At 33.0% G+C, this 26,883-nt stretch carries 22 protein-coding genes and 2 tRNA genes; 16 read left to right on the top strand and 8 right to left on the bottom strand.

Annotated features, from left to right (window positions below; genetic code table 11):
• Positions 1–31: 31 nt before the first annotated feature.
• Positions 32–1,852, bottom strand: coding sequence for a KUP/HAK/KT family potassium transporter (locus PHV37_03595; GenBank protein ID MDD3237160.1), 1,821 nt, complete (start codon positions 1,850–1,852; stop codon positions 32–34).
• Between the two features lie 1,098 nt (positions 1,853–2,950).
• Between PHV37_03595 and infC the strand changes: the two genes are divergently transcribed.
• From infC to PHV37_03575, 4 genes are all read left to right on the top strand, one after another.
• Positions 2,951–3,469: a translation initiation factor IF-3 gene (infC, locus tag PHV37_03590; GenBank protein ID MDD3237159.1), complete on the top strand. Its 519-nt coding sequence runs from the start codon at positions 2,951–2,953 to the stop codon at positions 3,467–3,469.
• Positions 3,470–3,576: 107 nt separating this feature from the next.
• Complete coding sequence (gene rpmI, locus PHV37_03585) at positions 3,577–3,786, top strand: 50S ribosomal protein L35 (protein MDD3237158.1); 210 nt, start codon at positions 3,577–3,579, stop codon at positions 3,784–3,786.
• Between the two features lie 38 nt (positions 3,787–3,824).
• Positions 3,825–4,172: a 50S ribosomal protein L20 gene (rplT, locus tag PHV37_03580; GenBank protein ID MDD3237157.1), complete on the top strand. Its 348-nt coding sequence runs from the start codon at positions 3,825–3,827 to the stop codon at positions 4,170–4,172.
• Between the two features lie 154 nt (positions 4,173–4,326).
• Entirely contained in the window at positions 4,327–4,716 is a 390-nt protein-coding gene (locus PHV37_03575; protein ID MDD3237156.1) for a hypothetical protein, read from the top strand.
• Positions 4,717–4,990: 274 nt separating this feature from the next.
• Here the strand turns inward: PHV37_03575 and PHV37_03570 are convergent, their stop codons facing one another.
• The 3 genes from PHV37_03570 to PHV37_03560 all read right to left on the bottom strand — a co-directional run bounded on the left by PHV37_03570 (position 4,991) and on the right by PHV37_03560 (position 9,605).
• A complete protein-coding gene (locus PHV37_03570) occupies positions 4,991–5,680 on the bottom strand; it encodes a lysophospholipid acyltransferase family protein (GenBank protein ID MDD3237155.1) in 690 nt (229 codons plus the stop codon).
• Positions 5,681–5,698: 18 nt separating this feature from the next.
• Positions 5,699–6,346 carry a lysophospholipid acyltransferase family protein gene (locus PHV37_03565; GenBank protein MDD3237154.1) on the bottom strand — a complete coding sequence of 216 codons (648 nt, stop codon included), beginning with the start codon at positions 6,344–6,346 and terminating at the stop codon, positions 5,699–5,701.
• A gap of 202 nt (positions 6,347–6,548) precedes the next feature.
• Complete coding sequence (locus tag PHV37_03560; GenBank protein MDD3237153.1) at positions 6,549–9,605, bottom strand: tail fiber domain-containing protein; 3,057 nt, start codon at positions 9,603–9,605, stop codon at positions 6,549–6,551.
• 196 nt (positions 9,606–9,801) lie between these two features.
• On the opposite strand from PHV37_03560, the gene gap reads away from it, so the two are divergent.
• From gap to PHV37_03540, 4 genes are all read left to right on the top strand, one after another.
• Positions 9,802–10,806, top strand: a complete 1,005-nt coding sequence (gene gap / locus PHV37_03555) for a type I glyceraldehyde-3-phosphate dehydrogenase (GenBank protein ID MDD3237152.1) — start codon at positions 9,802–9,804, stop codon at positions 10,804–10,806.
• A 281-nt stretch (positions 10,807–11,087) separates the two neighbouring features.
• Positions 11,088–11,996 carry a glycine--tRNA ligase subunit alpha gene (glyQ, locus tag PHV37_03550; GenBank protein ID MDD3237151.1) on the top strand — a complete coding sequence of 303 codons (909 nt, stop codon included), beginning with the start codon at positions 11,088–11,090 and terminating at the stop codon, positions 11,994–11,996.
• A 43-nt stretch (positions 11,997–12,039) separates the two neighbouring features.
• Positions 12,040–13,623: an amino acid permease gene (locus PHV37_03545; GenBank protein ID MDD3237150.1), complete on the top strand. Its 1,584-nt coding sequence runs from the start codon at positions 12,040–12,042 to the stop codon at positions 13,621–13,623.
• A 76-nt stretch (positions 13,624–13,699) separates the two neighbouring features.
• Positions 13,700–14,059, top strand: coding sequence for a hypothetical protein (locus PHV37_03540; protein MDD3237149.1), 360 nt, complete (start codon positions 13,700–13,702; stop codon positions 14,057–14,059).
• Here PHV37_03540 and PHV37_03535 read toward each other — a convergent pair.
• Positions 14,056–14,610: a sugar O-acetyltransferase gene (locus PHV37_03535; GenBank protein MDD3237148.1), complete on the bottom strand. Its 555-nt coding sequence runs from the start codon at positions 14,608–14,610 to the stop codon at positions 14,056–14,058. The genes PHV37_03540 and PHV37_03535 overlap by 4 nt on opposite strands.
• 9 nt (positions 14,611–14,619) lie before the next feature.
• The gene (nadE, locus tag PHV37_03530; GenBank protein MDD3237147.1) at positions 14,620–16,398 is read right to left on the bottom strand and encodes an NAD(+) synthase; all 1,779 of its coding nucleotides are present in this window, start codon (positions 16,396–16,398) and stop codon (positions 14,620–14,622) included.
• A 291-nt stretch (positions 16,399–16,689) separates the two neighbouring features.
• Between nadE and glnA the strand changes: the two genes are divergently transcribed.
• From glnA to PHV37_03510, 4 genes are all read left to right on the top strand, one after another.
• Entirely contained in the window at positions 16,690–18,036 is a 1,347-nt protein-coding gene (gene glnA, locus PHV37_03525; GenBank protein MDD3237146.1) for a type I glutamate--ammonia ligase, read from the top strand.
• 81 nt (positions 18,037–18,117) lie between these two features.
• The gene (locus PHV37_03520; protein MDD3237145.1) at positions 18,118–19,761 is read left to right on the top strand and encodes a thiamine pyrophosphate-binding protein; all 1,644 of its coding nucleotides are present in this window, start codon (positions 18,118–18,120) and stop codon (positions 19,759–19,761) included.
• 107 nt (positions 19,762–19,868) lie between these two features.
• Positions 19,869–20,132 carry a hypothetical protein gene (locus PHV37_03515; protein ID MDD3237144.1) on the top strand — a complete coding sequence of 88 codons (264 nt, stop codon included), beginning with the start codon at positions 19,869–19,871 and terminating at the stop codon, positions 20,130–20,132.
• 91 nt (positions 20,133–20,223) lie between these two features.
• A tRNA-His gene (locus tag PHV37_03510) sits at positions 20,224–20,299 on the top strand.
• A gap of 54 nt (positions 20,300–20,353) precedes the next feature.
• Here PHV37_03510 and PHV37_03505 read toward each other — a convergent pair.
• Entirely contained in the window at positions 20,354–21,472 is a 1,119-nt protein-coding gene (locus PHV37_03505; protein ID MDD3237143.1) for a radical SAM protein, read from the bottom strand.
• A 100-nt stretch (positions 21,473–21,572) separates the two neighbouring features.
• On the opposite strand from PHV37_03505, the gene PHV37_03500 reads away from it, so the two are divergent.
• Both PHV37_03500 and PHV37_03495 read left to right on the top strand, forming a co-directional pair.
• Positions 21,573–21,645 (top strand) — tRNA-Thr (locus PHV37_03500).
• Positions 21,646–21,751: 106 nt separating this feature from the next.
• Positions 21,752–22,444 carry a hypothetical protein gene (locus PHV37_03495; protein ID MDD3237142.1) on the top strand — a complete coding sequence of 231 codons (693 nt, stop codon included), beginning with the start codon at positions 21,752–21,754 and terminating at the stop codon, positions 22,442–22,444.
• 158 nt (positions 22,445–22,602) lie between these two features.
• On the opposite strand, the gene PHV37_03490 is transcribed toward PHV37_03495, so the two are convergent.
• The gene (locus PHV37_03490) at positions 22,603–23,181 is read right to left on the bottom strand and encodes a hypothetical protein (GenBank protein ID MDD3237141.1); all 579 of its coding nucleotides are present in this window, start codon (positions 23,179–23,181) and stop codon (positions 22,603–22,605) included.
• 248 nt (positions 23,182–23,429) lie between these two features.
• On the opposite strand from PHV37_03490, the gene PHV37_03485 reads away from it, so the two are divergent.
• The gene (locus tag PHV37_03485) at positions 23,430–26,510 is read left to right on the top strand and encodes a [Fe-Fe] hydrogenase large subunit C-terminal domain-containing protein (GenBank protein ID MDD3237140.1); all 3,081 of its coding nucleotides are present in this window, start codon (positions 23,430–23,432) and stop codon (positions 26,508–26,510) included.
• Complete coding sequence (locus PHV37_03480; GenBank protein MDD3237139.1) at positions 26,497–26,883, top strand: response regulator; 387 nt, start codon at positions 26,497–26,499, stop codon at positions 26,881–26,883. The genes PHV37_03485 and PHV37_03480 overlap by 14 nt, the downstream gene beginning before the upstream one ends.

The following is a 26,883-nucleotide window of genomic DNA, read 5'->3' as shown; positions in this document are numbered from 1 at the left end:
TCATATTTTAGAAAGATACTTTTTAACTAAATTATTTAATTTTTATTTTTGTAATAACGCCGTGAACTTTGTGTGTGGGCAGGTTATAAAAGCTTATAAATGAGGGGGTTATTTTTTTAATAATTGCAAAAATGTGCCAGATAGGATTTTCGGTTTCAATTTCTTCTGCACCATAAAAAATTGCTTTTTCTTTTATTTTTAATTTTTTTAAGTTTTCTTCAAGATTAAATACCGTCATATACCCGACATTAAATTTTAAAACCAATAATCCTTCAGCCACCTCTGTCATTTCATGGCTTACCCCGTAAGCTTCTCCTGTTTTTGAAACTTGAACAAAAATGTTTTCTGTGAAAACGATGTTATTTGTAAACATAGTTTGTATAATATAAGGTGAGATACGTTCTACCCCACGAGAAAAGAATAAAGCGGTTCCTTTTATCTTTGAAATATTGGGATATATTTTGTTGTATTTATTAAGGAAAACATCTTTTTTCATTAGCACCATAGCTTTATATAATTTTTGGTTTCCTTTTGTATATAGCAAAATTAGGCTTAATGGAATTATGGCAATGATGATTGACCAATAAGCTCCATGAGGAATTTTTAAACAGCTTGCTCCCAAGAAACACAAATCTATACTTAATAAAAATAAAGAAATTGAGCATTTTAAATACATTTTTCTTAAGAAAAATATAACGCACATCATAATTGCCGTTATAGAAATTGTTCCTGTAACCGCTAAACCATAGGCAGCAGCCAAATTTGACGATTTTTTAAAGAATAATATTACCAAAATAACGAAGAATAATAAAAACCAATTTGCTGTTCCGATATAGATTTGTGAGCCGATTTTATCAGAGGTGTATTTTATTTTAAATAATGGAAAAATTCTTGTGTTAATCCCTTGATAAACTATAGAAAATAATCCGCTTATCATAGCTTGAGATGCAATAATAGTTGCAAAAATACTGGTTATTAAAAATGGAATATAAAAAATCTTGTGTTCATAAGATATCATTGAGAACAAGATATTTTTCGCCTCAGGATGTTCGAGTAAAAAAGCTCCCTGTCCAAGGTAATTAATAATCAAAACGATACAAATAAAGCCCCAAGCGTAGGTTATAGGTTTTCTTCCAAGGTGTCCCATGTCAGCATATAAGGCTTCTGCTCCTGTTGCACAAAGTATAACTTCTGATAAAACAAAAAATCCTGCGAAACCATTATGTAAAACAAAGTCTATACCATAGAATGGATTAAATGCTTGAATTATGCCCGGCATTTGACTGAATGACCACAAACCTGTAGTTCCTAAGGCAATAAACCATATAAGCATAATTGGACCGAAAACTTGTGATATTTTCTCCGTTCCTTTTTTTTGTATAGAAAATAACCCCAAAGTGATGAGTATCGTTATTAACAAAAGCCCCCATTGAGGAACGCTTTTTAATGTGTCAATAAGAGTTAACCCCTCAACTGCTGAAAGAATACTAATTGCGGGGGTTATAACGCTGTCACCGATTAAAAGAGAGATTCCTATATATGTCAAAAGTGAAAAGAAAGCCACCCCTCTTGCAGGTTTAACAAGTCTTTTCATTATTTCGTTAAGTACGATGGCTCCACCTTCTCCTTTTTTACTTAAACTCATCGCAAGCCAAGTATATTGGGCTGTTACGACAAGAAGAAGGGTCCAAATTATCAGTGACAAAATTCCTATAACGTTTTTATAATTTATAGCTGTAGTTAAAAAAATAACAGTAAATGTATAGATAGGACTTGTTCCTATGTCCCCGAAAACAAGCCCCATGGCTTTAATTATTCTCTCAGGAGATGTTTTTTCTTCTTGAAAAACCAATATTTTTTATCCCTAATAATCTAAATCTTAGAATACTTTATTATAAAATTTCCAAAAAGCAACTATTTTTCTTTTTATTAAAAAGAATAATTAAGAGGAAAAAACGAAACTTAATTAATTACCCAAGAAGCAGTAAACTAAACGTGAAAGAGGGCATGTGTTAACTTTTGTAAACAAAAGTATATAAAATGAATATAAAAAAGCAATATTTAAAGATAAAAATACTTTATTAAAGTACGAGAGATGAAAAAAGAGAGAGCCACAAACCCACACCACGAGAGAGTTCCGAGAACGAGAGAAATTAACCACACGAGAGATTAGAGAAAACAAAAATTTAAACCAAAGAAATCGATTAAGTCTACAACATATTAGAGGGAGTAATAGAGAGACAAAAGCCAAAAAGCTTTTTAAAACAAATTTTTTAACCACACACACTCCACACTACTTACTAACCTTACACTTTACTTTTACACACACGAGGAATCAAAACAGATTCAAAACCCTTTCATTAGAAAGGGCTTTTTTTTGCCTTCGCCGTAGAAAATGGCGTCACGATAAACAAAAGAGCTTCTCTTGTGATAAGAACTTAGAATAGTGACCGGATTTTGCAAGAGCCGAGTCGAGAGAAAGTGAGTGAGCTCGTCCCAGTGAACAATTTAATGAAGCGAAATGAAAGATTTTCAACTGCAAATAATCCAAGACGGCTCGTATATCTCCTTGAAAAGAAGACAAATTCGATTTTGCAGTTGTTTCAACAAGCAATCTCGCAATATTCCGTCAAAGGTCTTTAAACTATTTAGAATTAGCTATAGCTCAACAGATAAAAAAGCAAAAAAAAAGGGCATTTCTGCCCAAATGTTTAAATAAGAAGAGAGAGTTTTATATTCTATATAAGTATTTTTGTATTTAAAAATTGCAATTGGATTTTATATTTTAAAAAAATTTAACATAAAGTCCCCACGTTTATGCCCTATATAATATTTTGGACATGTTTTTTGAACTTTATATGATTTTTTTAAAAAATGTTTACAAATACTTATTTTCTCTGTTACAATAGATGAGTATTATATATAGGAGGACTATACCATTAGTAAAGATATGAACCAGAGCAATTCGCTCTTAAATCGTAATATTAGAGCAAGAGAAGTCAGGTTAATAGATGATGAAGGTAATAACTATGGCGTTATTCCTACTTCTAAAGCCTTAATTATGGCGGAAGAAAAAGACTTGGATCTTGTCGTGGTTTCTCCAAATCAAGAACCTCCTGTAGCAAAAATTCTTGATTACGGTAAATATAAATACGAAGTTGAAAAACGTGCTAAAGAAGCTCGTAAAAAACAACACACAGTTGATATAAAAGAAATTAAAATAAGATATAAAATTGATGTTCATGACTATAATGTCAGAATAAAAAATATTAAAAAATTCCTTGCAACAGGCAATAAAGTCAAACTTGTTGTTATGCTTAGAGGTAGAGAAATGCAACATAGTAAATTAGCCTTCGACTTGGCTAATCGTTTCTTAACAGATTTGGAAGGTGAAGCTTTTACTCTTGAAAGAAAACCTTCAATGGATGGAAGAAATGTTGTTACCATGCTTGCACCTTCTCATGTTTAGTATAAAATATTAGTATAAAGACCAACTTGATGCCATGGAGGCATGTCATGTACGTCGGTTGGTTTGCCTTATAAGGCGAGTATTACAACATACATAAGGAGAAAACTATGCCTAAAATGAAAACTCACAGAGCTGGCGCTAAAAGGTACAAAGTTACTGCCAGTGGTAAAATTTTACACAGACAATCAGGTACTAAGCACCTTCTTCAACACAAATCTGCTGATAGAAAAAGAAGAATCGGCGGAATGGTAGAAGTTTCTGCAACTCACAAGAAACTTGTATCTAAAGAATTGCCTTATATGAGATTTTCTCGCTAAGGTTTGTTTATTTAATTAATTGAAGAAAGGATTATACAATGAGAGTTAAACGTGGAAATGTCTTAAGAAAAAGACACAAGAAAATATTAAAATTAGCTAAAGGCTTTAAAGGTGCAAGAAGCAGAATATTTAAAGTCGCTAATACTGCTGTAATGAAAGCTTTGAAATACCAATATAGAGATAGACGTAATCTAAAAAGAAATATGCGTCGTTTGTGGATTGTTAGAATCAACGCTGCTGTTAGACAATATGGCATGAGCTATTCAAGATTTATGAATGCTTTGAAAAAATCTAACGTTACCGTTAATAGAAAAATGCTTGCTGATATGGCTGTTAATGAACCTGATGCATTTTCAGTAGTAGTTGAAACTGCAAAAAAAGTTTAGTCTTTTAGTTTTAAGTATTTTAATTTATGTTTATAAAAAGCTCCGCAATTGTGGAGCTTTTTGTCATTTGAATAGAGGAAATTTTTTCATTTATTTTATTTTTCTTCTTATTTTGTCGATTTATATATTATATATAATTGAAGAGAGAAAAATAATGAATAATTGCTTTTTGTTGATTAGAGATGATTTAAAAAAAATAGTGAATTTTTCTGATAAATGCGTAAATGCAGGTATTGTAGAAGATGATATTTTTGCCACTATATATCCAAATGATATTTATAAATATTTAAAAAACGGTTTAGTTAGTACTATTGTTATTGATTCTGAATTGTATAATTTAGAAATTGCAACTAAAATCAAAGCTTATTCTGAAACTCACAATATGCAATTGGTTTTAATTACGAAGAATAAAGCAAAAAGGACAATAAGAATGTTGATGGATAGAAATATTAAATATATTAATCCTGAAATATCAGCTTTAGATTTAAGAGATATATTTAATTTGGCGGAATCTTATAATATAAAAAAAGCAGTACATATGTAATATTTGTTCTCAACCCTGAAAACAAAATGCACACCTCATTTGAGGTGTGCAATCACTTGTGAAATTGGTGAGTTTAGAAAAATTTGTCTCATACTTTATCTCAAAAAGAAGACAAAAAAAACGTCGCAATGCGACGCTAAAATTTGTCATGGAGAAAAGGAGTGGAGGAAATAAGTAATAAAGAGAATTGGCTATACTTAACTATTTCCACATGTTAAAGTATATAAAACGTATATACTAAAAATATTTTAACATTATTTTACAAATAAGGAGATTATGATTTTGCTTTATAGAGTTCTTTTATTGGGTTTTCTTCTGTTGGAGCGTATTCGTATCCGTTCATTTCTGTTATTTTTCTTCCCCATTCATCAATAATGGAGTCAATGTCTTGGTTGTAGGAAATGGGTTCACCAACTTGGACATTTATTTCGCCCCCAAAAGGTTTCCAGCAATATTGTTCGCAACCTGAAATTGCGATTGGTAAAATGTCTGTTTTAGAGGCTTTTGCGATAGCTGCAAATCCTTTGTTAATATATTCAATTTTTTTATTTTTTCTAATTCCACCTTGAGGGAAGATGGCAAAACGCCAATGTTTAGTTTTAAAAACTTCTTTTACGGTTTTTATGGTTGAGACTTCGAGTCTTTCACGGTTTACAGCGAAAGCTGCCAAAAAGTCAAGTGTTTTAGCCATTTTTTCATTTTCAAAAAGTTCTTTTTTAGCCATGAAAGCAAGAGGCTTATTTACAGACATAAAGACCAAGAAAGGGTCAAAATAGGAGAGATGATTTGCTGCACAGATTATTTTTTTACCTTTGGGGATATTTTGTTGACCTTTAAATTTTACTTTATAGAAAAAGTAAAAAACAGGAGCTGCGACAAAGTAAACTGCCCAAATTTGAAATAAAAATTTAGCGGCGTTAAAATCTTTTGCCAATCGTTTTGAATAATTTATTTTCTCTTTCATAATTCCCTCTTGTTAATTTTATGCCGGCAGATATTCATATCCGGTTAATTCAGAGATGGCTTTGCCCCATTTTTCGACCATATCGTCAATGTTGTCACTGTAGGGGATTAAAGTTCCAATTTTTACTATAATTTTTCCTGTAAAAGGTATTTTGACATTTTTATCAGCTCCAAGAATTGCAACCGGTAAAATATCTGCTTTAGTAGCTTTTGCAAGAGATGCAAAACCTTTTGTAATATTCTCAATTTTTCCGTTTAAAACGCGAGTTCCTTGTGGGAATAATCCAAGTTTCCAGCCGGTATTTTTTATGTTTAGAGCGGTTTTGATGGTTGAAACGCCTAATTTTTCTCTGTCAACAGCGAAAGCTCCGCACCAGTCCATTAACATACGAGAGAAAAATTTTTCAAACAATTCTTCTTTTGCCATAAAAGCAACAGGCGTTTGTAAAGCTTGTACCATAATAAAAGGATCTTTTGATGAGATGTGATTTCCAGCTACTATATAATTTTTAGATTTATCTTTTGGTATGTTGCATAAACCAATAATTTCAAGTCTGTACATAATTCTAACATATAGACCAAAAGTCCAGTTGCAGACTAATCTTAAAAAGATTTTTCTCCAAAAATTATAATCTCTTGAGGTTCTTTTTGAAAATTTACATGTCATTTTTTTATCCATTCATACTCGATTAATCTCTAAATATTATATCAAAAAAAAGCCCTCATGTATATTCAAGAGGGTAAAAATTATTTGAAAGTTTGCAGTGCTTGTGAAAGCATAGCTCTTGTTTAAAAATTACTTTGGCGTAATTAAAGCTGTTTCGTTTTCTGTTTTTATAGCAATGTGCAAAATAGGAGGTTTAAATGTTTTATTTTTCAAGCTTGGCTAAACGTTTGTTTATGTTGTTTAATTGATTTTTGGTCTCCTTATTTTGTTTTTCGAGTGTTGCGACTTTTTGTTTAAGTATTATATTTTCTTTTTCAATAGTTTCAATTCTGGTGACAGCATTGACGATTTTTGTGTTCAATTGTTTTACGGAGTTGACGAGAGCGAAAACAATTTCGCTTGTATCAACGTATAATAATTTTTTATATTGTTGGTTTCCGTCAGCTTCAAAAATCGCACGAGGGAATACTTTGCGAGCTTCTTGAGCGATTATACCCATGTGTTGACGTTTGGTTTTGTCACCTTTGTAGGTAAAATCTTTGACTTTTAGTTGTAATATTTTTTCCAGACCGATTTTGTTTTCTTCACCCACATTTTTCATTCTGGCATCAGACGTTCCGCCCCAAGTGGTGCAGGTTAAGGTTCCATTGATTTTTAGAGTTCTGGCGTTAAAGTCACCATAGATTAGAGCATTTGCACCATTATGAGTTTGGCCATTTCCTTCAATATATAGTTTATAATTTGCTGTACTTGTAGCGTTATATCCAGCGTAAAATCCTAATGCAATATTGTTTACACCAGTTGTGTTGTTGAAAAGTGCACCAATACCATCGGCTGTGTTATTATTGCCTGTTGTGTTTTTATAAAGAGCACTATCTCCATTAGCTGTGTTAGCAAAGCCAGTTGTATTGTAGTAAAGTGCTCCAATACCGTTGGCTGTATTATAGTTTCCTGTTGTGTTGTAATAAAGTGCAGCGTGTCCATTAGCTGTATTTTCTTTGCCCGTTGTGTTTTTATAAAGTGCAGTAACCCCATTAGCTGTGTTATAATTTCCTGTTGTGTTGCTAAATAGTGAAGCAAAACCGACTGCTGTGTTGTAGCTTGCTGTCTTAGCTTCAGCTGACGGATTATTGTAATATAAGCTATAACCTCCGATAGCAACGTTTCCATATCCTGAAGTGTTAGAATACAATGTGTATTCGCCAATCGCTGTATTAGTTATTTCTTTACTGCCTAATGTACCTAAAGTTGTTGTTGTTATAGTCGTAGGGGAGTAGCTATACTCAGAATAAGAGCCTATAGCTGTGTTGTAAGAGTTTGTTTTGCTATGAAAAAGAGATTGATAGCCGATAGAGATATTGTTAGAGCCATTAGAGGCACCTTCTATTCCAAAAAGGGAGTTTGAACCTATTGCAATATTGTAATCACCTTTTTGGTTGAATGCTGATTGATAGCCAATTGCGGTATTATCAGAGGTTGTGTCATTTGAATATAAAGAATTATACCCAAGGGCAGTATTTCTATGTCCTGTTGTATTTGTGAAAAGGGATTGATAGCCTAAGCCTGAATTGTAACAACCTTCTGTATTTGACAATAATGAGTTAGCACCGTTAGCAGTGTTTCTAACGCCTGTTGTGTTGCCTTGTAGAGATTGATATCCGACAGCAGTATTGTATCCGCCATCAGATTTGCCCTCTTCACCAAAAAGAGCATTAGTTCCCATCGCAACATTGTAGCTGCCAGTTTGGAATATAGCGGATTGATAGCCGATAGCTGTATTAGATTCTCCTGTTTCGTTAGTAAAAAGTGCAGAAGTCCCGTAAGCTGTGTTATTATTGCCTGTATAGTTAGAGTAAAGAGCCTCCTTTCCGTAAGCTGTGTTATTATAGCCTGTTGTGTTGGCGTAAAGAGCTTGATATCCGTTAGCTGTGTTACAATAGCCTGTTGAGTTGTATAAAAGTGCCATCATTCCGTTAGCTGTGTTACAATAGCCTGTTGTGTTATAGTAAAGAGCCTGATATCCGTTAGCTGTGTTACAATAGCCTGTTGTATTTGAGTATAGTGAAGCGAACCCAATAGCGATATTATAGTTAGAAGTATTATTGTATAAACTAAATCCGCCAACGGCTACATTTCCATAACCTGTTTTGTTCATGGTCAACGCATAGCTACCAATGGCTGTATTTGTTATTTCATTTTCATAACTTCCTAATGTGGTTTTTGGAATGGTTGTAGGGTTGTAATTGTTTTGTGCATAATAGCCTAAAGCTACTTGATACGAGGCATCTTTATTTGATTGTAGTGTATAAGAACCTAAGCTACAGTTAGAACCGCCGGTTTTATTGCTACTCATAGAAGATTGCCCTATAGCTTGATTATAAGAACCTGTATCATTATTTGACATAGTATAATAACCAATAGCTATATTATAATCTCCTTTATTATTGGTTTGTAAAGCAGATTGACCTAATGCAACATTATAACCCCCTTTACCATTTGATTGCATAGCTCTTTGTCCTATTGCAATATTTTCGCCTCCAAGTGTTTTGTTTAGAGCTCTATCTCCTAAAGCAAGATTGTATGAAGAAAAATTTGAGGCGTCACCACAATAGCAAAGCGATTCATTTCCTAAAGCAGTATTATAGCTACCATAAGACTCCATCATTGATAGATAACCGATAGCTGTAGATTGATTTGAATTATTGGCTTCTGCCATTGACTTATATCCATAAGCTGTGGAAGCATATGGAGTAGAGGTTGTTGAATCTTTCATTTTCATGGATTTAAAACCAACTGCGGTATTGTAGCTATAATCTCTTGCATTCTCGAGAGCTCTATCTCCAATTGCAATATCACCACCATATGAAAATGATATTTTACCTATTTTGTACATAGATGAACTACTACCACGTTGATAAAAACTAATTAAAGAACGACTAATTGTTTGTTCACTACCTGAATTTGCTGGGGTAACAATTGCAAGCCTTGCACCCTTATCTTTTGGTGTAGAATCTGTGCTTGAATTAAAATCTGACCAATATGATACAACCGGTAGTTTGTTATATCCTATTATTGCAGACTGCGAGTCAGAGTTTCCATAATATATATCAGAGTTATTCTCTGTATATTTCCAAATTTCTTTATCCGTTGTAGTATGCTTTTTCGCCACAACAGGGACAATTGCAGATAGCATCAAGCTAACTATCATTAATGTAACTAATGCTTCTGCAATAGAAAATGCTTTTTTATTATTTTTCATATATAACTTTCTAACAACAATATATAATTTAATTATTATATACAAAAATACCCATAATGTAAATAAATTAATCCTTTATGATTGTTTTTTTTGGTTATTTATAAAAATTTTTTTACTTGATTATCTTTTTTGTTTCGTTTATAAAGGTGGCATAGTTTAAATTTTATGTAGTAAAAAAGAATAGGAGCTTAAACTTATGGTAAACGTAGCTATTAACGGATTCGGTAGAATCGGACGTAACACATTAAGAGCAGCTATCGAAGAAGGTATCTTTGACAAAATTAATTATGTTGCAATCAATGACCCAGGCTTGACACCTGCAAATGCAGCACACGTATTTAAATATGACTCTGTAATGGGTAAATTTAACGGTACTGTTGAAGTAGCTGAAGACGGTTTGGTTATCAATGGTAAAAAAATCAAATTTTTCGCAGAAAAAGACCCTGCTCAACTTCCTTGGAAAGATATGAATGTTGAAGTAGTTGTTGAATCTACAGGTTTCTTCACAGATGCTACTAAAGCTAAAGCTCACATCGATGCAGGTGCTAAAAAAGTTATTATCTCAGCTCCTGCTAAAAATGAAGACAAAACTATCGTTCTTGGCGTTAACGACAATGAATACGATTCAGCTAAACATAACGTAATTTCTATGGCATCTTGCACAACTAACTGCTTGGCTCCTGTAGCTAAAGTTATCAAAGAAAAATTCGGTATCGTTAAAGGCTTGATGACTACAGTTCACTCTTACACAGGCGACCAAAAAATTCTTGACGCTGGTCACAAAGACCCTCGTAGAGCTAGAGCCGGTGCTTTGAATATTGTTCCTACAACAACAGGTGCTGCTAGAGCTGTTGCTTTGGTTCTTCCTGAACTTAAAGGCAAATTGGATGGTTTCGCTATGAGAGTTCCTACTCCGGATGTATCTCTAGTTGACGTTGTTTTTGAAACAGAAAAACCTGTTACTGCTGAAACAGTAAACGCTGCTTTGAAAGAAGCTGCTGACGGAAAAGTTCTTTGCTATACAGATGAACCTCTTGTTTCTTCTGACTTCGTTGGTACTCACCAATCATCTACAGTTGATTCATTGTTGACAAAAACAATGGGCGACAATATGGTTAAAATCATTTCTTGGTATGATAACGAAATGGGCTATTCTACAAGATTGGCTGAAACTACATTGATGGTTGCTGAAAAATTATAATCGTTGATTTGTTTTTTAAATAACTTAAATGTTAAGAAAATCGTCTTTTTGTAAAGGCGATTTTCTTTTTGCGGTTTTATTCTTCTTTACTGAAAATGCTTGTCTTTTACTGTCTATTTTTAAAAAAACAGTATTAAAATATTAAAAAACTTTTGATTTTTTTATAAAAACAATGACTTTTTGAAAAAAATCAAATTTTTAATGGAGAGATTTATTTTGATTTTTTATATGATTGATATAAAATAGAAAAGCTAGCAAACGAAGAGATTGGAAAAAATAAAGTGGGACTCACATTTCAAGAATTAATTTTAAACCTTTCAAAATATTGGTCAGAGCAAGGATGTATTATTCAACAGCCTTATGACATTGAAAAGGGTGCGAGCACAATGAACCCTGCGACATTTTTGCGTTCATTGGGACCTGAACCTTGGTCAACGGCTATGGTTGAGCCTTGTCGTCGTCCTACCGATGCTCGATATGGTGAAAATCCTAACAGATTAGGTCATTATTATCAATACCAAGTGATTTTGAAACCGTCACCGGATAATGCTCAAGAAGTTTATCTCAAGAGCTTAGAGGCGATGGGTATTGATTTGACAAAACATGATGTCAGATTTGTTGAAGATAATTGGGAATCTCCTACCTTGGGTGCTGCCGGTGTCGGCTGGGAAGTTTGGCTTGATGGAATGGAAATTACACAATTTACATATTTCCAACAAGTCGGTGGCTTAGAAATCAGACCTGTTGCTTTGGAAATAACTTACGGGCTTGAACGTATTGCTATGTATCTTCAAAATGTCAATTCTGTATATGATGTTATGTGGAATAATAAGTTGAATTATGGCGAAATCTATTTGCAAAACGAAATTGAACAATCAAAATATAATTTTGAATATTCTACCGCTGAACGCTTATTTAAAATGTTTGATTTATGTCAGGCAGAAGTTGAATCATGCTGCGATGCTGACTTAGTTTTACCTGCTTATGATTATGTTTTGAAATGCTCTCATACCTTTAATTTATTAGATGCAAGAGGTGTTATCAGTAAAGATGAGAGAATTAACTATATCAACAGAGTTAGGAAAATGGCTGCTGCTGTTGCGAAATTGTATGTAGAACAACGTGAAGCTTTAGGATTCCCGTTGATAAAAGATAATAAAGAATCCCGTCCCGTAGTTAGTGTTAAATAACAAACACAAATGTTTGAAACGGAATGAAGAAAATAGGTATTAAATGAATAAAAACGTGACCGAAACAGGATTAGTCGAAAATTTTGTATCAAAATTATTAAAGAAAAAAAATCCGGACGATTTGATTGAACAATCAAAAAAAGGCGGATTAAATAAAACGCTAACAGCCTTTGACCTTATTATTTTGGGTGTGAGTGCTGTTATCGGCTCAGGAATATTTGTAATGATAGGTGCTGCGGCTCTCGGAACAAGTGACCATATAGGTGCAGGACCTTCTTTGTTGGTATCTATTGTCCTTGCAGCTGTTGCTTGTATTTTTCCCGCGTTATGTTATGCAGAATTTGCCTCTATGATTCCTGTTGCCGGTAGTGCTTATACGTACACCTTCGCTACTATGGGTGAACTTGCAGCTTGGATAATAGGTTGGATTCTGATGCTCGAATATGCTATCGGTAATATTACAGTAGCTTCCAGTTGGACAGGGTATTTCTTCCAATTACTTCAAGGGTTTGACAAGTATTTACCTGCTTGGCTTACCAATCCTCCTTTATGGGTTATAAATGAATATCATACTGCGGTTGAAAAATATACTGATTTGGGAATTGACCCGAATGTCGCCATACCTCATATTTGTGGTGTTCCTATTTGTCTTAATGCTCCTGCTATTTTTATAATGTTGGCATTGGCTGCTGTTTTAACAAAAGGTATGAAAGAGTCAACAAAAGTTGCTACATTCATGGTATTTGTAAAACTTGCTGTCATCGCATTATTTGTCGGAGTTGGTGCGTTTTATGTCAAACCTGAAAACTGGGCACCTTTTGCTCCAAACGGAATGCAGGGTGTAATTATCGGTGCGTTTGTAATATTTTATGCTTACATCGGGTTTGATGCTATATCTACAGCTGCAGAAGAAACAAAAAATCCTCAAAAAGATTTGCCGATAGGTTTGATTGCTTCTCTTGTAATTTGTTCTTTGATATATGGATTAGTTGCGTTGGTATTTTCAGGGATTATTCCTTACGGAAGTCCGATTGACATGCATGCACCAATTGCTGCTGCTATGAAAATGGTTGGTCAAAATGGAATTGCAGGTTTGATTTCAGTCGGTGCTTTAGCTGGTTTAACCTCTGTATTGTTGGTTTTACAATTTGGTACAACCAGAATTTTATATGCGATGGCGAGAGATAATTTCTTCCCATCTGTTATGAAAAAAGTTCACCCTAAATATCAAACTCCATACGTAATTACTTGGACAACAGTTATTATTGTTTGTTTATGTTCTTTGTTTATGGATATGAATGTGGCGGCTGAACTTTGTATATTTGGTACTTTTACCTCATTTATTATTGTGTGTATTGGTGTTTTGATACTAAGACATACAGACCCGAAAAGAGAAAGACCGTTTAGAGTTCCTTTCTGTCCTTGGACACCGTTATTGGGAATTTGTATTTGTTCTTATTTGATGTTTGAAGCTACAAAGAGTTTGCATAAATCTCCTATGTTATTTCCGGTTTGGATTTTGATAGGATTGGTAATCTATTTCCTATATGGATACAGAAAAAACAGAAAAGTGGAAGCTATAGCAGAGCAAGAAGCTAAACAAGAAGAAGAAAAGGCTATACTTTAGTTCAATACATTTAAAACTTATATATAATTAATTATCCCTAATACGTGATTTATAATAAATGTATTAGGGATATATTATGCAAATAATAAAAGCTATAGATAATGGGCTAGCTGCTATCGTCGTCAACTTTAGTTTTCACAAAATAACTTGTGAAATGGTTGATGCTATAGATGATATGTGTAAGAGCAGTCCTGACGAGTTCAGGATTGTTCTTGATTTGCAAAACGTAGAGTTTGTACCTAATAAGTTCTTTTCTTTGTTAAAGAAAGAAGGGATTAGGCGAAATATTGTTTTATTAAATATGTCTGCCGAGATAAATTCTCTTTTGTATTTGATGAATTACGACAAGTATGTTAAAGAATATATGGATGAAGCTGATTTCATTGCTTCAAAAAGGTTGTTAGTGAATCGTAAATTTAGATTTTGTGCGGCTTAGTTTAAAGTTTTGATGACTTTACATGGGTTGCCAACGGCAATAGAATTGGCGGGAATATCTTTTGTGACTATGCTGCCTGCTCCAATTGTTGTTCCATCTCCAATTGTTACACCGTGCAAAATTATCGCACCGCTACCAATCCAGCAATCTTTGCCTATTGTGATTGGGTTTGCGTATTCCACGCCGCTTCTTCTGGAAATGGGGTCTATAGGATGCATCGGTGTGCAAAATTGAACTCCTGAACCAATCAGCGTATAGTCACCGATTGTTACCATTGCTGAATCCAAAATAGTGCAGTTTGTATTCATATAAACATTATTGCCCACAACAAGATGGCAACCGAAGTCGCAAAAGAAATTCGGTTCAATATACGAGCCATCACCTATATTTTTGAACCATTTTTTCATAATGTCGTAACGCTTAGTTTTATCTATTTCTGCGTTAAATTTATTCAAAAAAACTCTTGATGTTGCTTGTAAGTTTGTTATTTCTTTATCAAATGCGTTGTATAGGTCACCTGAGAGTTGTTTTTCGTGTTCTGTTTTAGGCATAAGAATCCTTTATTTTGTGCAGAATTTTGAAATTATCGGATGGTGATATTCTACATTATTTATTGACTTTGAGTCAACAATTGCAGATGGAGGAAGTAAGTGCCATTTAAAAATTGCACAATGTGATTTCCAATAGAATTTTTTTATCCATTCCTTTTTTTGCTCAAGAGAAATATTGTTTTTAATTTCATAGGCAAAATGATGAGCCATAAGGTCTTCAAACCCATAGTTGCGGTTTTCTACGCACCATATTATTTCGTCTAAAAATTCATAAGGCATATTTTCTTCTTCAGCGGTAACGGTTCCAGAGCCGTCTTTTTTAAGTTTCAATTCCGCTCCCGGAGGTTTTGCTAGGATAGATTTCGGAATAATTTCTCCGGAGTTAGAATTTCTGTTGATAAAGTCAGCAAGAGCAAAAAGTTTTGTCTTGGTTACATCTGCAATCGGTGCAAATCCGCCTGACATATCGCCGTTTATAGTTGCATAACCTATATAAAGCTCTGATTTATCGCTTGTTGCAATAGGTAGCATTTGTTTGTATTCATTTGAAATGCTCCAAAGAATTGTTGCTCTTAAGCGGGCTTGAATATTTTCAAAAGTTGTAGATTTTTCGCATTTATCAGTATTAACTTTGTCAAAAATTTTGTTAAGGCTAGATTTCATAACCTCAACCTGCTCTGCAATTGGGGTTTCAAAGAATTTTATGCCTAAGTTTTTAGCTAAAATTTCAGCATCACTTTTACTTGCTTGAGAGGTTATTTTTGTGGGCATTGAAATTCCTAGGACATTTTCACTTCCGAGTGCGTGAGCTAATAAAACAGCAGATACAGAGGAGTCCAATCCCCCTGAAAGCCCTAGTACAGCTCGTTTAAATCCGTTTTTGCCGAAATATCCTTTGATGGCACAAATAATGCTTCTGTATGTTCTATCCAAATCGCTTTCGTAATCAAGATTGAATTCTTTGATTTCGCTAAGGCTTTTATCTAAACCTTTAGGTAGTTTGTTTATCGTACCTTTGTAGTTTTCGGAAATCAGAAAATCTTCTTCGAAAAATTGACCTCTTAAAGTCAACTCACCTTTTGTATTGTAAATTCTTGAAGAGCCGTCAAAACACAAGTCATCAGCGTAGCCTACTTGATTTACATATATATAATTAACAGCGTATTTTTTTGCAATGGACGAGAATAAATTATGTTTAAGTTGCTCTTTTCTGGTTCTTGATGGCGATGATGAACAATTTATAATCGTGTCGGCTTTTTTTGCTATCAATTCTTCGATAGGATCAGCTTCATATAAATTGTGTTCAAAAAAGTCGTTGTCATTGAAGCCGTCTTCACAAATAATAATGCCAAATCGTTCGCCGTTTAGCTCTAAAATATCAGATGTTTTTTCTGCAGGTTCAAAATACCTGTTGTCATTGAATTCACAATAACTCGGGAGTAATATTTTTCTTACTGTTTGAATTTTTTTACCGTTTTGGAGCACCGCAATAGAGTTGAAATAAGGTTTTTTATGTTCTCTGTCAGTTGGTTCGATAAATCCAACCAAAGCAGTTATTCCTTCTGTTAAAGAGGCGATATCTTCAAGTTTTTTAAGCTGTTTTTTAATCAAAGCTGTATGTCTTGAAATTAAGTCACCAAACGGATATCCAAAAAGAGAAAGCTCCGGGAAAATTATTAAATCAGCTTTTTCTTCTTTTGCTTTTGTTATTGCTTCTTTTATTTTTTCAAAATTATGGCTTATATTCCCTGCTATCGGGTCAATTTGTGCTAAAACTATTTTATTCATAAATACCTCTTATTATTATTTTGTCATTTCAAGGAAATTTATCAAAGGATATTTTTGTAAAAAATGTAAATATTAAATTTTTGAGTAAAGTTTTTTAAAAAAACAGAGGTTAAACTTTTAAATTTGTTAAAATAGTAAAGTAAAATATAAAAAATTTACTCTGTGAGGTAAAAAATTAAAAAGAATTGGTCAAAAAACTGAAATCTTTAAATTTGTTAATATTCAACACTTTGTTGACTATAAGCTCAAGCAGGTTCATTATTGTAGTTAATGTGAAAGGCTAAGGTAAGTATGGCAAAGAAAAAGTTTACACGAGAAGAAATTAAAAACATTATCAAAGAAAAACATGTCGAGTTTATCAGATTGCAATTTTGTGATTTGCACGGCCACGTTAAAAACATGGCTGTTCCTGCAAGCCAAATCGACAAAGTTTTGGATAACGAATGTATGTTAGATGGTTCTTCTATCAAAGGATTTAGAAGTATTGAAACATCTGATATGTATTTTTATCCTGATATCGACACTTTTACAATCCTTCCTTGGAGAGAAGATAAAAGCGAAGAAATCAATGTTGCAAGATTTATTTGTGATATTCACAACTCTGACGGAACTCCTTTTGAAGGTTGCCCGCGTGCTAATTTAAAAAGAGTATTGAAAAAAGCGGCTGATATGGGCGTTGTTATGAATGTTGGTCCTGAAGCTGAATTTTTCCTATTTAAAAAAGATGAAAATGGGCTTCCGACAACAATTCCAAACGATAAAGCAGGCTATTATGATGTTGCTCCTGTCGATAAAGCAGAAGGCATAAGACGTCAAATGGTTCGTGTTTTAAATCAAATGGGATTTGAAATTGAAGCCAGCCACCACGAAGTTGCTGTTGGTCAACATGAAATCGATTTTAAATATGAAGATGCTTTGACTGCGGCAGATAACATTGTTACGTTTCGCTATGCCGTAAAAGCTGTTGCTTCTCAATTCGGGTTGCACGCAACTTTTATGCCAAAACCTATTTTTGGTATTAATGGTTCAGGTATGCACTGCAATATTTCATTATTTAAAGATGGAAAAAATGCTTTCTATGACCCTGATAGAGCTTATCAATTAAGCGAAGAAGCACTTTACACAATTGGCGGTATGTTAGAACACGTAAAAGCATTTACTGCTGTTACAAATCCTCTTGTAAATAGTTACAAACGTTTGGTTCAGGGCTATGAAGCTCCGGTTTATTTGGCTTGGTCATTGGCAAACCGCTCAGCGTTAATAAGAGTTCCTGCAAAGAGAGGAAACGCAACCAGAGTGGAACTTCGTTCCCCGGATCCTTCTTGTAATCCATATTTGGCTCTTGCCGTTATGTTGGAAGCAATCTTAGATGGTATTGAAAATCAAATTAAGCCACCATTGCCGGTTGAAAACAATATCTACAAAATGGATGACAAAGAACGTAAACGTGCGAAAATCGAATCTTTACCGGGTAGCTTGAATGAAGCTCTTGACTTAATGAAGAAAAGTTCTGTTGTGAAATCAGCATTGGGTGAACATATCTTCAATGAATTCATTAATTCAAAACGCAGAGAATGGGAGAACTTTAGAATTTATGTTTCTCCTTATGAAATAGAAACTTACTTAGAAAAATTCTAACCTGTAAATATAGCGGAGAGGGGCTCCCTTTCCGCTATCAATCAAGATATTTAATAGTTAATAACAAAAAATAACGGAAAAATGATTACACTAACTGATTACTTAATGAAAAGGCTCGACAGGCTTGGTATTAAGGATATCTTTGGCTTGCCCGGAGATTTTAACTTTAATATTTTGTACTCGGTCGAGGATAATAAAAATTTGCAATGGATTAATTGCACAAATGAACTGAATGCTGCCTATGCTGCTGACGGTTACGCAAGAGTCAACGGATTTGGGGCTGTTGTTACTACCTATGGCGTTGGAGAATTGAGTGCTATAAACGGTATTGCAGGGTCTTTTGCGGAAAATATTCCCGTAATAAAGATAGCAGGTATTCCCTCAACTAAAGCCATATATTCAAATGCTTTAATTCACCATAATATTAACGCTCCTGATTATCATGCGTTTGAAAGAGCGTATAAAAATGTTGTCGAAACTACGGCTTTTTTAACCAAGGATAACGCAAAAGCTGAAATAGACAGAATAATAGAAGTTATGGTGAAAACAAGACGTCCCGTGTATGTGGCAATCCCTGTTGACGTTTGTAAAATTATGGTCGACGACAATATTCCTGAAATAGAAATTAAGTCTTGTGAATCAAATTTGAATTTGGCGTTAACTTCAATAAAAAAAGTTATTAATAAGGCTGAAAGTCCTGTATTTGTACTCGATTTGCTTGTCAAAAGATTTAATTTGTCAAAAGAAATGGAAGATTTGATAAATTCTTCAGGAATTCCTTTTTCAAATTATATTATGGGCAAAGGCTCTGTCGATGAAACAAATCCACTTTTTATAGGAACAAACTTGGGCTCTGTAGGTTCTAAAATAACTCGAAATTTTATTGATAAATCTGATTGTTTGATTTCTGTTGGTGCTTTGCTTTCAGATTTGAACACAGCAGGCTATCTGGCTATGCCAAGAGAAGGTTTCAAAATTGATATTCAGGCTGATTATGTCGTTGTCGAAGGTAAGAAATTTGAAAATGTTTTGATAAAAGATGTGATTTGCGAGTTGAAATCTTTAATTGAGAAAAAAAATATTCAAATACCTTTAACTAAACAAGTTGATAAAGATTTTTCAGATAGAGTTTTAAAGGTTGATGATATATTTCCCGTAATTGAAAAATATTTAAGACCAAAAGATACAGTATGCGTGGAAACAGGTATTTTGGGAAATAATTCAGGTTTATTGAAATTACCTTCTGATGTTTCATTCCATACCCAAACCTTATGGGGTTCAATAGGTTGGGCAACTCCTGCTTTATTTGGTGCAGCTGTAGCCGATAGGTCAAGACGCCCGATTCTTATCACAGGAGAAGGCTCACATCAATTAACAATTCAAGAGGTTTCAAATTTCTTTGATAACAATATTAAGCCTATTATTTTGTTATTAAATAACTCAGGCTACACAATAGAAAGGGTTTTATCAAAAGATCCCTTAGATGGTTTTAATAATATTAAAAACTGGAATTATAAAAAACTAATAGATGGATTTTCAGGTGGAAAAGAGTATTTTTATGCTTCTGTCAGGACTCAAAATGAGTTGAATCTTGCACTTGAAAAGGCAAGCAATGAATCATCTGAAAGGTTGTGCTATATAGAGATGTTCACTGATATGCTTGACGCTCCAAAAGAAGTCTATGTGATGATTAACAACATAAAAGAATATAATTCAAAATTATAAACTTTTGTCCCATAGTAAAAGATTGTGAAAATGGCTAATGAATAACGCTTAGCCATTCTTTATAATGAAAATGTGAAAGAGATTAAAATCATTACTGGGAGAAAGATATGATAGAAAAAAGAGAAGGTGTCTATCCCGAACACGGCTTGCACGAATATGGAAATGTATTATTCGCAGATCCAGTGAATAAAAAATATCCGATAGATACCCCAGAACATATAAAAGCTGCATGGAGATATATTCATATGTACCGAGATGAAGATAAATATTCTCCTCAAGACTTGAGAACTATCGAGGAAAGAATAATTCAGGCATGGAAGGATAAAATAAATCCTGAAGGTCCACCGTCAGCGCGTGATGATGTAGCTTGAAAACTTTCCGAGAGGGGCTGTTCGTAGAGAACGGCCCTTTTTATTTGCTTGAAAAAATTTTTGTTTTATAGTATAGTCAGATTACTTGATGGCGGGTGTCGCCAAGTGGTTAAGGCCTCGGTTTGTGGTTCCGATATTCGTGGGTTCGATTCCCATCTCCCGCCCCATTTTTAAAAAGAGCTTCGATAAGAGGCTCTTTTTCGTATTTTTAATTTTATAAACTATTTTATTTTTGGAACGATTTCGCAGCACATTTGGCAGGCTGGGAAAAGTTTTGAGGCTTTTAAATTTTTTCTAAAACATTTAAATTTTGGCATATTAATAATATCTTTTATTTTATTTTCTTTTACATTTCCTATTTTTAAGGATAGGCAAGGGTAAATATCCCCTTCGGGGTTTATATTTATATTAGAGTATGGTGTGAGGCATCGATGATACAGGTCTTTTGGACTTGCATTTGATGAGAAAAATTTTTCAATTTTTTTTAAGTCGCCAGTAGGGTGGAATTTAGGTGCCCAGCGGAGTTTTGTTTTGTAACTTTTTGCTTGGCTTTCGAGTTCTTTGTATATTTCTTTAAAATTTTCCATGTCGAAATATAATTCAATAGGATATTCTGTTTCGTAAAAATCTTTGTTAAATGTTTCATATAGATTTGAATTTTGTTTCATCATATTATTTCTTTTAAAAGATAAAGAAAAATATTCAGAGTTTAATTCATTAGAGAGTTTGTATAACTTTGGCAATTCATTCAAATTATTTTCTAATATAACAGTTTTTATATCGGTATAAGGTTTATCTTTTTTATTTTTTTTAGCGTTATTAAGTTTTTCAATATTTGATGTTACTTTTTCGAAAAGACCTGTAGACCCTCTATTTAAATCGTGAGTTGCTCCATAGCCATCGAGTGAAACCGAAAACATAAGGAGTTTTTGTTTAATTAATTCATTTATTATCTCATCAGTCAGTAGACTGCCGTTAGATACGATATTAACTTTATTGAGAGTTCTTTTAGAGCATTTTTGTAAAATAGGAATAAAATCCTCTCTTAATAGGGGTTCTCCACCAATTAGTGAAATAAAAGCATAGCGAGGCACTTGGTCAATAATATTAAACCATTCTTGAGTAGATAGTTCGTTTTTATTTCTATCATCACCTATATAGCAATAAGGACATCTTAGGTTACATCTATATGTTAATTCAAACGAATATCTAAATGGCAAAATTGCAGTTCCGTTTTTATTTAAATATGAAAGCAGCCCATATAAATATCTACTGGAGTCAAATAAAAAAGATTTATCTATTTGTATATATTTTCTTATTGTATTGTTGATATTTTGCATTTATTCTTATATTTTATATGAAATAAAAAAATAAATAAAGAGAAGTTATTAATCGATTTACATTTTTGAGTCCTTGGTGTATAAAATAAATGAAGGCAGTGCCTGTGTAGCTCAGTTGGTAGAGCAGCTCATTCGTAATGAGCAGGTCGTGGGTTCGAATCCCGTCGCAGGCTTTTTTAAATACTAATTATTTTTGGTCTTGCTTTTTTTTATTAATGTCGTAAAATACCTCTATCGTTTTATTTTAGTTGGAGGAGTCAGAATTTTCTGACCAGAAAAATGTCATTAACAGTTAATAATATCCCTGCTTGTGTAAGTGAGAATCAAAAACAAAAAAGCAAAAATATAGTCAAAATGGCTTCTTTAACAGGAAGCATAGTTGGTGTGGCATCGGCTTTTTCTTCTGTTGCAAAAAATAAAGGTATAACGCTTGATTATGCTGATATTTTTCGCAATTCAAAGAAATTTCTTAACTCTGCTAAACACATTGAATGTAACGAAAAAGATGTGTTGCAGATTGCAGGTGGTTCTATCGCAGGAGGTTTTGCTGCAGGCATGGTGACGGATAAACGTAATTTCAAAGCAAAATTAAAAGAAGGAATTACTCAGTTTGTGGGCAATTATGTTGTGCCTGCAATAATGGTTGGAAGCAGCGTTAAACTTGCAAAGAAAACAGCTACAAAATTGGCTATAAGTAAGCCAATCCCGTTAATGGTAGGAAGTGGTCTTGTAGCAATGTTTTCAAGCGTTTTTATAGGTAATAAAGTTTCTAATTTAATCAATGCAAAATTTTTTGCTCAAAAGAAAGAGCGTAAACTTGAAACGCAAGATTTTGCTGTTCAGACAGATGATATTTGTTTATTGACTTCTTTAGCTACAAAGGGAAGTAATGTTGCTAAATTTGCATCAAAAATTATTCCTTTATCTCATTTAATTCCAGGGTATTGTGTTGGCACTAAAGAAGAAGGCTAGCTTATATTGCCAAATTCGATTTGCCTCTGATAATTCTTGAGCTGTTGACATTGCGGATATGAGATTGAAAAAGGTTGTCAATAATTGATACGGATTTTTTTGCAATCGGTAATGAAATAAAAATCAATCCTAAACTTATGTAATTTAAAAACCAAATATTATCGTTTTTTATAAAATTTAATTTTTAACAAATCTCCTTGATGAACAATGAGCTCGTTACCTTTTTCTATGTAGACCAAAGGCGAATTTTTATACATGGATTCGACGCCTGATGAAATACGATTTTTGTTCTTTTTAGGCTTAATAACGCCTTTCCCGAACCAAAATACTTGTGTAAATCCTGTTACTATAAATCCTCCTGCAGTAGCTCCGGCTTTGATAGCTGTTTCTTTTTTGTCCATTGGTTTATAACCGACAACTTTTAAGTAAAGTTTCGGGTTCTTGATGGCGATAGTTTTTCCTTTAGATGGAAGGGAATACCTTGTGGGTTTTAAAACGAAATAAGCGTTTTGTTTCCCTCTTTTGGGGTCAGTAACTTTTACAACTGTGCTATATATTATAGAATTTTTTTCGAAATAATAGCTTTTGCCATATTTTCCGGCTTTTACTACTTTTAGATTTATATTAGATTTCGGGTGCACAGTAGAAAAAGACTCTGTGCTTTTGACTATTAGTGTTGTAGCATTAGCAGGTAGTGATAAAAAAAATATTATTAAAATCGATAAAAATTTTTTCATTATATCTTCCTTTCCTCTAATATAATTATAATGATATTAACGTATAAGATGACGTTTTCATAATCCGTTACAATGCATTTTATACTATTATCCATAATATTCCCAAAAATACTAGATTTATAGAATATAAAAGAAGTTAATTTTCCTTTTCTTGTAAATATAAATGCTTTTTAGGGTGTTTTAGCCTTGTAATTTGATGAAAATTAGCTATAATGAGAAAAGTTAGTATTCTGTTTGAAATATTATGAATGAGTATAATTAAAACAAACCCTGAAAAATGCACCGCATGTAATAAATGTATAGCAGTGTGTCCTGTGAAATATGCTAACAGTGTTTCCATAGATAAAAAAAACAAACGTGTAATTACTGTTGATAATGATAAATGTATTTCATGCGGAGATTGCTTAAAAGCTTGTGATCACCATGCCAGAGAATATGTTGATGACATTGATACTTTTTTGCATGATTTATCTCTGGGGAAAAAAATAAATGTGATGGTCGCACCTTCTTTTGTTGCGATAAAGTATAAAGAATATAAAAAGTTTTTTGGATATTTGAAATCATTAGGCGTTAATTTTATATATGACGTGTCTTTTGGTGCAGATATTACAAGTTGGGGATATGCAAAATTCATAGAAAAGCAAGATGATTCTCAATATTGGATTTCGCAGCCGTGTCCTGTTGTTGTCGATTTTATCGAAAAATATGAACCAAAACTTATCAAAAATTTAATCCCTGTGAACAGTCCGGTTGCTTGTTCTGCTATTTATATTAAAAAATATCTTAAAAATACCGATTCTCTTGCTTTAATATCACCTTGTATCGCAAAACGTAAAGAGATGCTAAAACTCGGAAATAAAGGATTATTTGAATATTCGATTACAATCAACAAATTTTTTGACTATATTAAAGAGCAAAATATAGATTTATCTCAATTTGAAGAAGTTAATTTTGATGAAACTGAAGGCTTTTTGGGCAAATTCTTTTCACGTTCAGGCGGTTTAAAAGATAATGTTAAATATCATTGTCCGGATATGACAATTAGGCATATAGAAGGTTCCTCAATCATTTATGATTATCTGCGTTATTCTGCTGAAAATCCTGATGAAGAAAAGCCTTATAAACTTTTAGATATCTTAAATTGTTCAGATGGTTGCAACATTGGTTCAATGGTCAATTTTGATTCTTATCATAGTTCTATTATTCATGAATACCAAAAAGAATTGATAGTAGAACAACGACATGCAAATCAGGACAAATTTGTGGTCGATTATGACAAATTTGCAGCAATGGTGAAGCAATTTGATGAGATTTTAAATTTAGATGACTTTTTAATTTCTTATGATGATAAATCTGCACTTGTAAATATACATAATCCAAATGAAAATGATATAGCAGAGGCTTTTCTTCAAATAAGGAAAAAAACCAAAGATTCTCAAGAAATCAATTGTAAATCTTGCGGATATCCTACTTGCAAAGATTTTGCCATTGCTATTCATAATAAATTAAATGTTCCTTCAAGTTGTTATAGGTTTAATCAACAAGTTATAAAAGACCAAGAAAAATACATGCGTACTATTCTAGAGAATATCTCAGAATGTGTGATTTTGACTAATAGCAGAAAAGTTATTGAATATGTCAATAAAGATGCGAAAAATATTTTAGGCTATGATTTAGAAACATATATAGGGAAACCTTTCATTGATTTTCTGGTCAGAAGAAATTTAAAACCTTTAGTAAATGGTGCTACTATTGAATATAAAGCTATTCATAGAAGCGGTACATATCGTGATTTGAAAGTTACTTGTCGAACTATTTATATTAATGACAAAATGAAATATCTTTTAGTTTTAGAAGATATTACAAAAGAGCGAGAACTTGAGGTTATTAAACAAAATTTTGTTTCAATAATTAGTCATGAGCTAAGAACCCCTTTGACGTCAATTAGAGGTGCAATTGGACTTATCAGCAGTGGTATGGTTGGCGAATTACCTCAAAAAGCTAAAGAGCTAGTTAAAATTGCCGGCAATAATGCCGTTAGACTTGTAAATTTAATTAATGACATGTTAGATCTTGAAAAAATGAAAGCCGGTAAAATGGATTTCGTTATGGATGAGTTTGACGTCAAAGCTTTGGTTGAAGAAGCTGTTGTTTCAAATATGGCTTATGCACTGCAAAACAATGTAAAATTCGTTATGGACAAAACTCTTGAGGATACGAAAATCAATGTTGATAGTGGCAAATTTATTCAAATAATTACCAACTTATTGTCAAATGCTGCAAAATATTCCACTTCCGGGGAGAATGTCATTATTAATATTATTCGTGAAAATAATTTAATTTCAGTTGTTGTGACAAATAAAGGCGATGGAATTCCAAAATCGGTGGGCAACAAAATCTTTGATAGTTTTTATCAAATTACTAATAAAACGAATAATCAAAAAAAAGGTACCGGATTAGGTCTTAATATCTGTAAATTTATGACAGAACAAATGGGTGGTTTGATTACTTATGACTCAGAAGTCGGGGAATATACCTCTTTTAAAGTTTCTTTCCCCGAAATATATAATATAGAAAATCCGCCCATAGTTTTGGTTTGTGAAGATAATCAAACTACCGCAAATTTAATCAAAAAGAAATTTGAAGAATTGGATTATAAAGTTGAAATTACTCATAGTGCAAACGATGCTTTTGAGCGATTAAAAACCCAAAAGTATGATTTAATGTCATTGGATTTGATGTTGCCTGATAAAGACGGACTTGAGTTTTTAGATGAAATCAAAGCTTGCGAAAAAACAAAAAATATTCCTGTTATTATTGTGTCTGCAAGTAAAAGAGACCCAAAAATAGTTGCTAAATATAAAGTAGTTGAATGGTATGAAAAAGCTGTTGAAGATAATTATTTAAAAGACATTGTATATAGGTTGTTGCGAACAAAAGAGGCGAGCACGCCGAAAATTTTACACGTAGAAGATGATAAAGACTTGGCGACAGTCGTTGCATCAATGCTTAGTAAATCCGCAATGGTGACAACTATTTCTACTATTCAAGAGGCAAAACAGATTCTTCTTAGAGATGCATTTGATTTGATAATTTTGGATTACAAACTTTCTGACGGAACAAGTGAAGAACTTGTCGATATAATTAAAAGCGGAGAATTAAATAAAGATGCGTTTATAATTATTTTTTCAGGGTACGATATTGATAAGAAACTTGCAGAAAAAGTTGATTCTGTAATCTTAAAAACACAAATAACGCAAGACAAATTTGTTGATACAATAAAGAAAATAGTGAAAAAACCCGGAGGTGGTACTGATGGAAATAGCTAAGCTTAAAAAAATTATGTACGCAGAAGACGAAGACGATATAAAAACAATAGTAAAAGTTGCTATTGATGCGATGAGTCCTTGCGAAATCGAATTCGCCGATAACGGACAAATTCTGTTGGATACAATAGATAATTATGCTCCCGATTTAGTTTTGTTGGATGTAATGATGCCACTGATGGATGGTCCTACTACATTGCAAAAATTAAGACAAAAAGAATCAACAAAGAATGTGCCGGTTATTTTTATGACAGCAAAGGCTCAAGTTCATGAGCTTGAATCATTAAAAAAGCTTGGTATTCTAGGTATAATAACAAAGCCGTTTGACCCAGTTCAGCTATACGCTAATATTTCTAAAATTTGGGAAGAAGGCTAA

Source organism: Candidatus Gastranaerophilales bacterium (assembly GCA_028693235.1).
Taxonomy (GTDB): Bacteria; Cyanobacteriota; Vampirovibrionia; order Gastranaerophilales; family Gastranaerophilaceae; genus JAQUVW01.
This window is presented reverse-complemented; position numbering and strand designations above follow the sequence as displayed.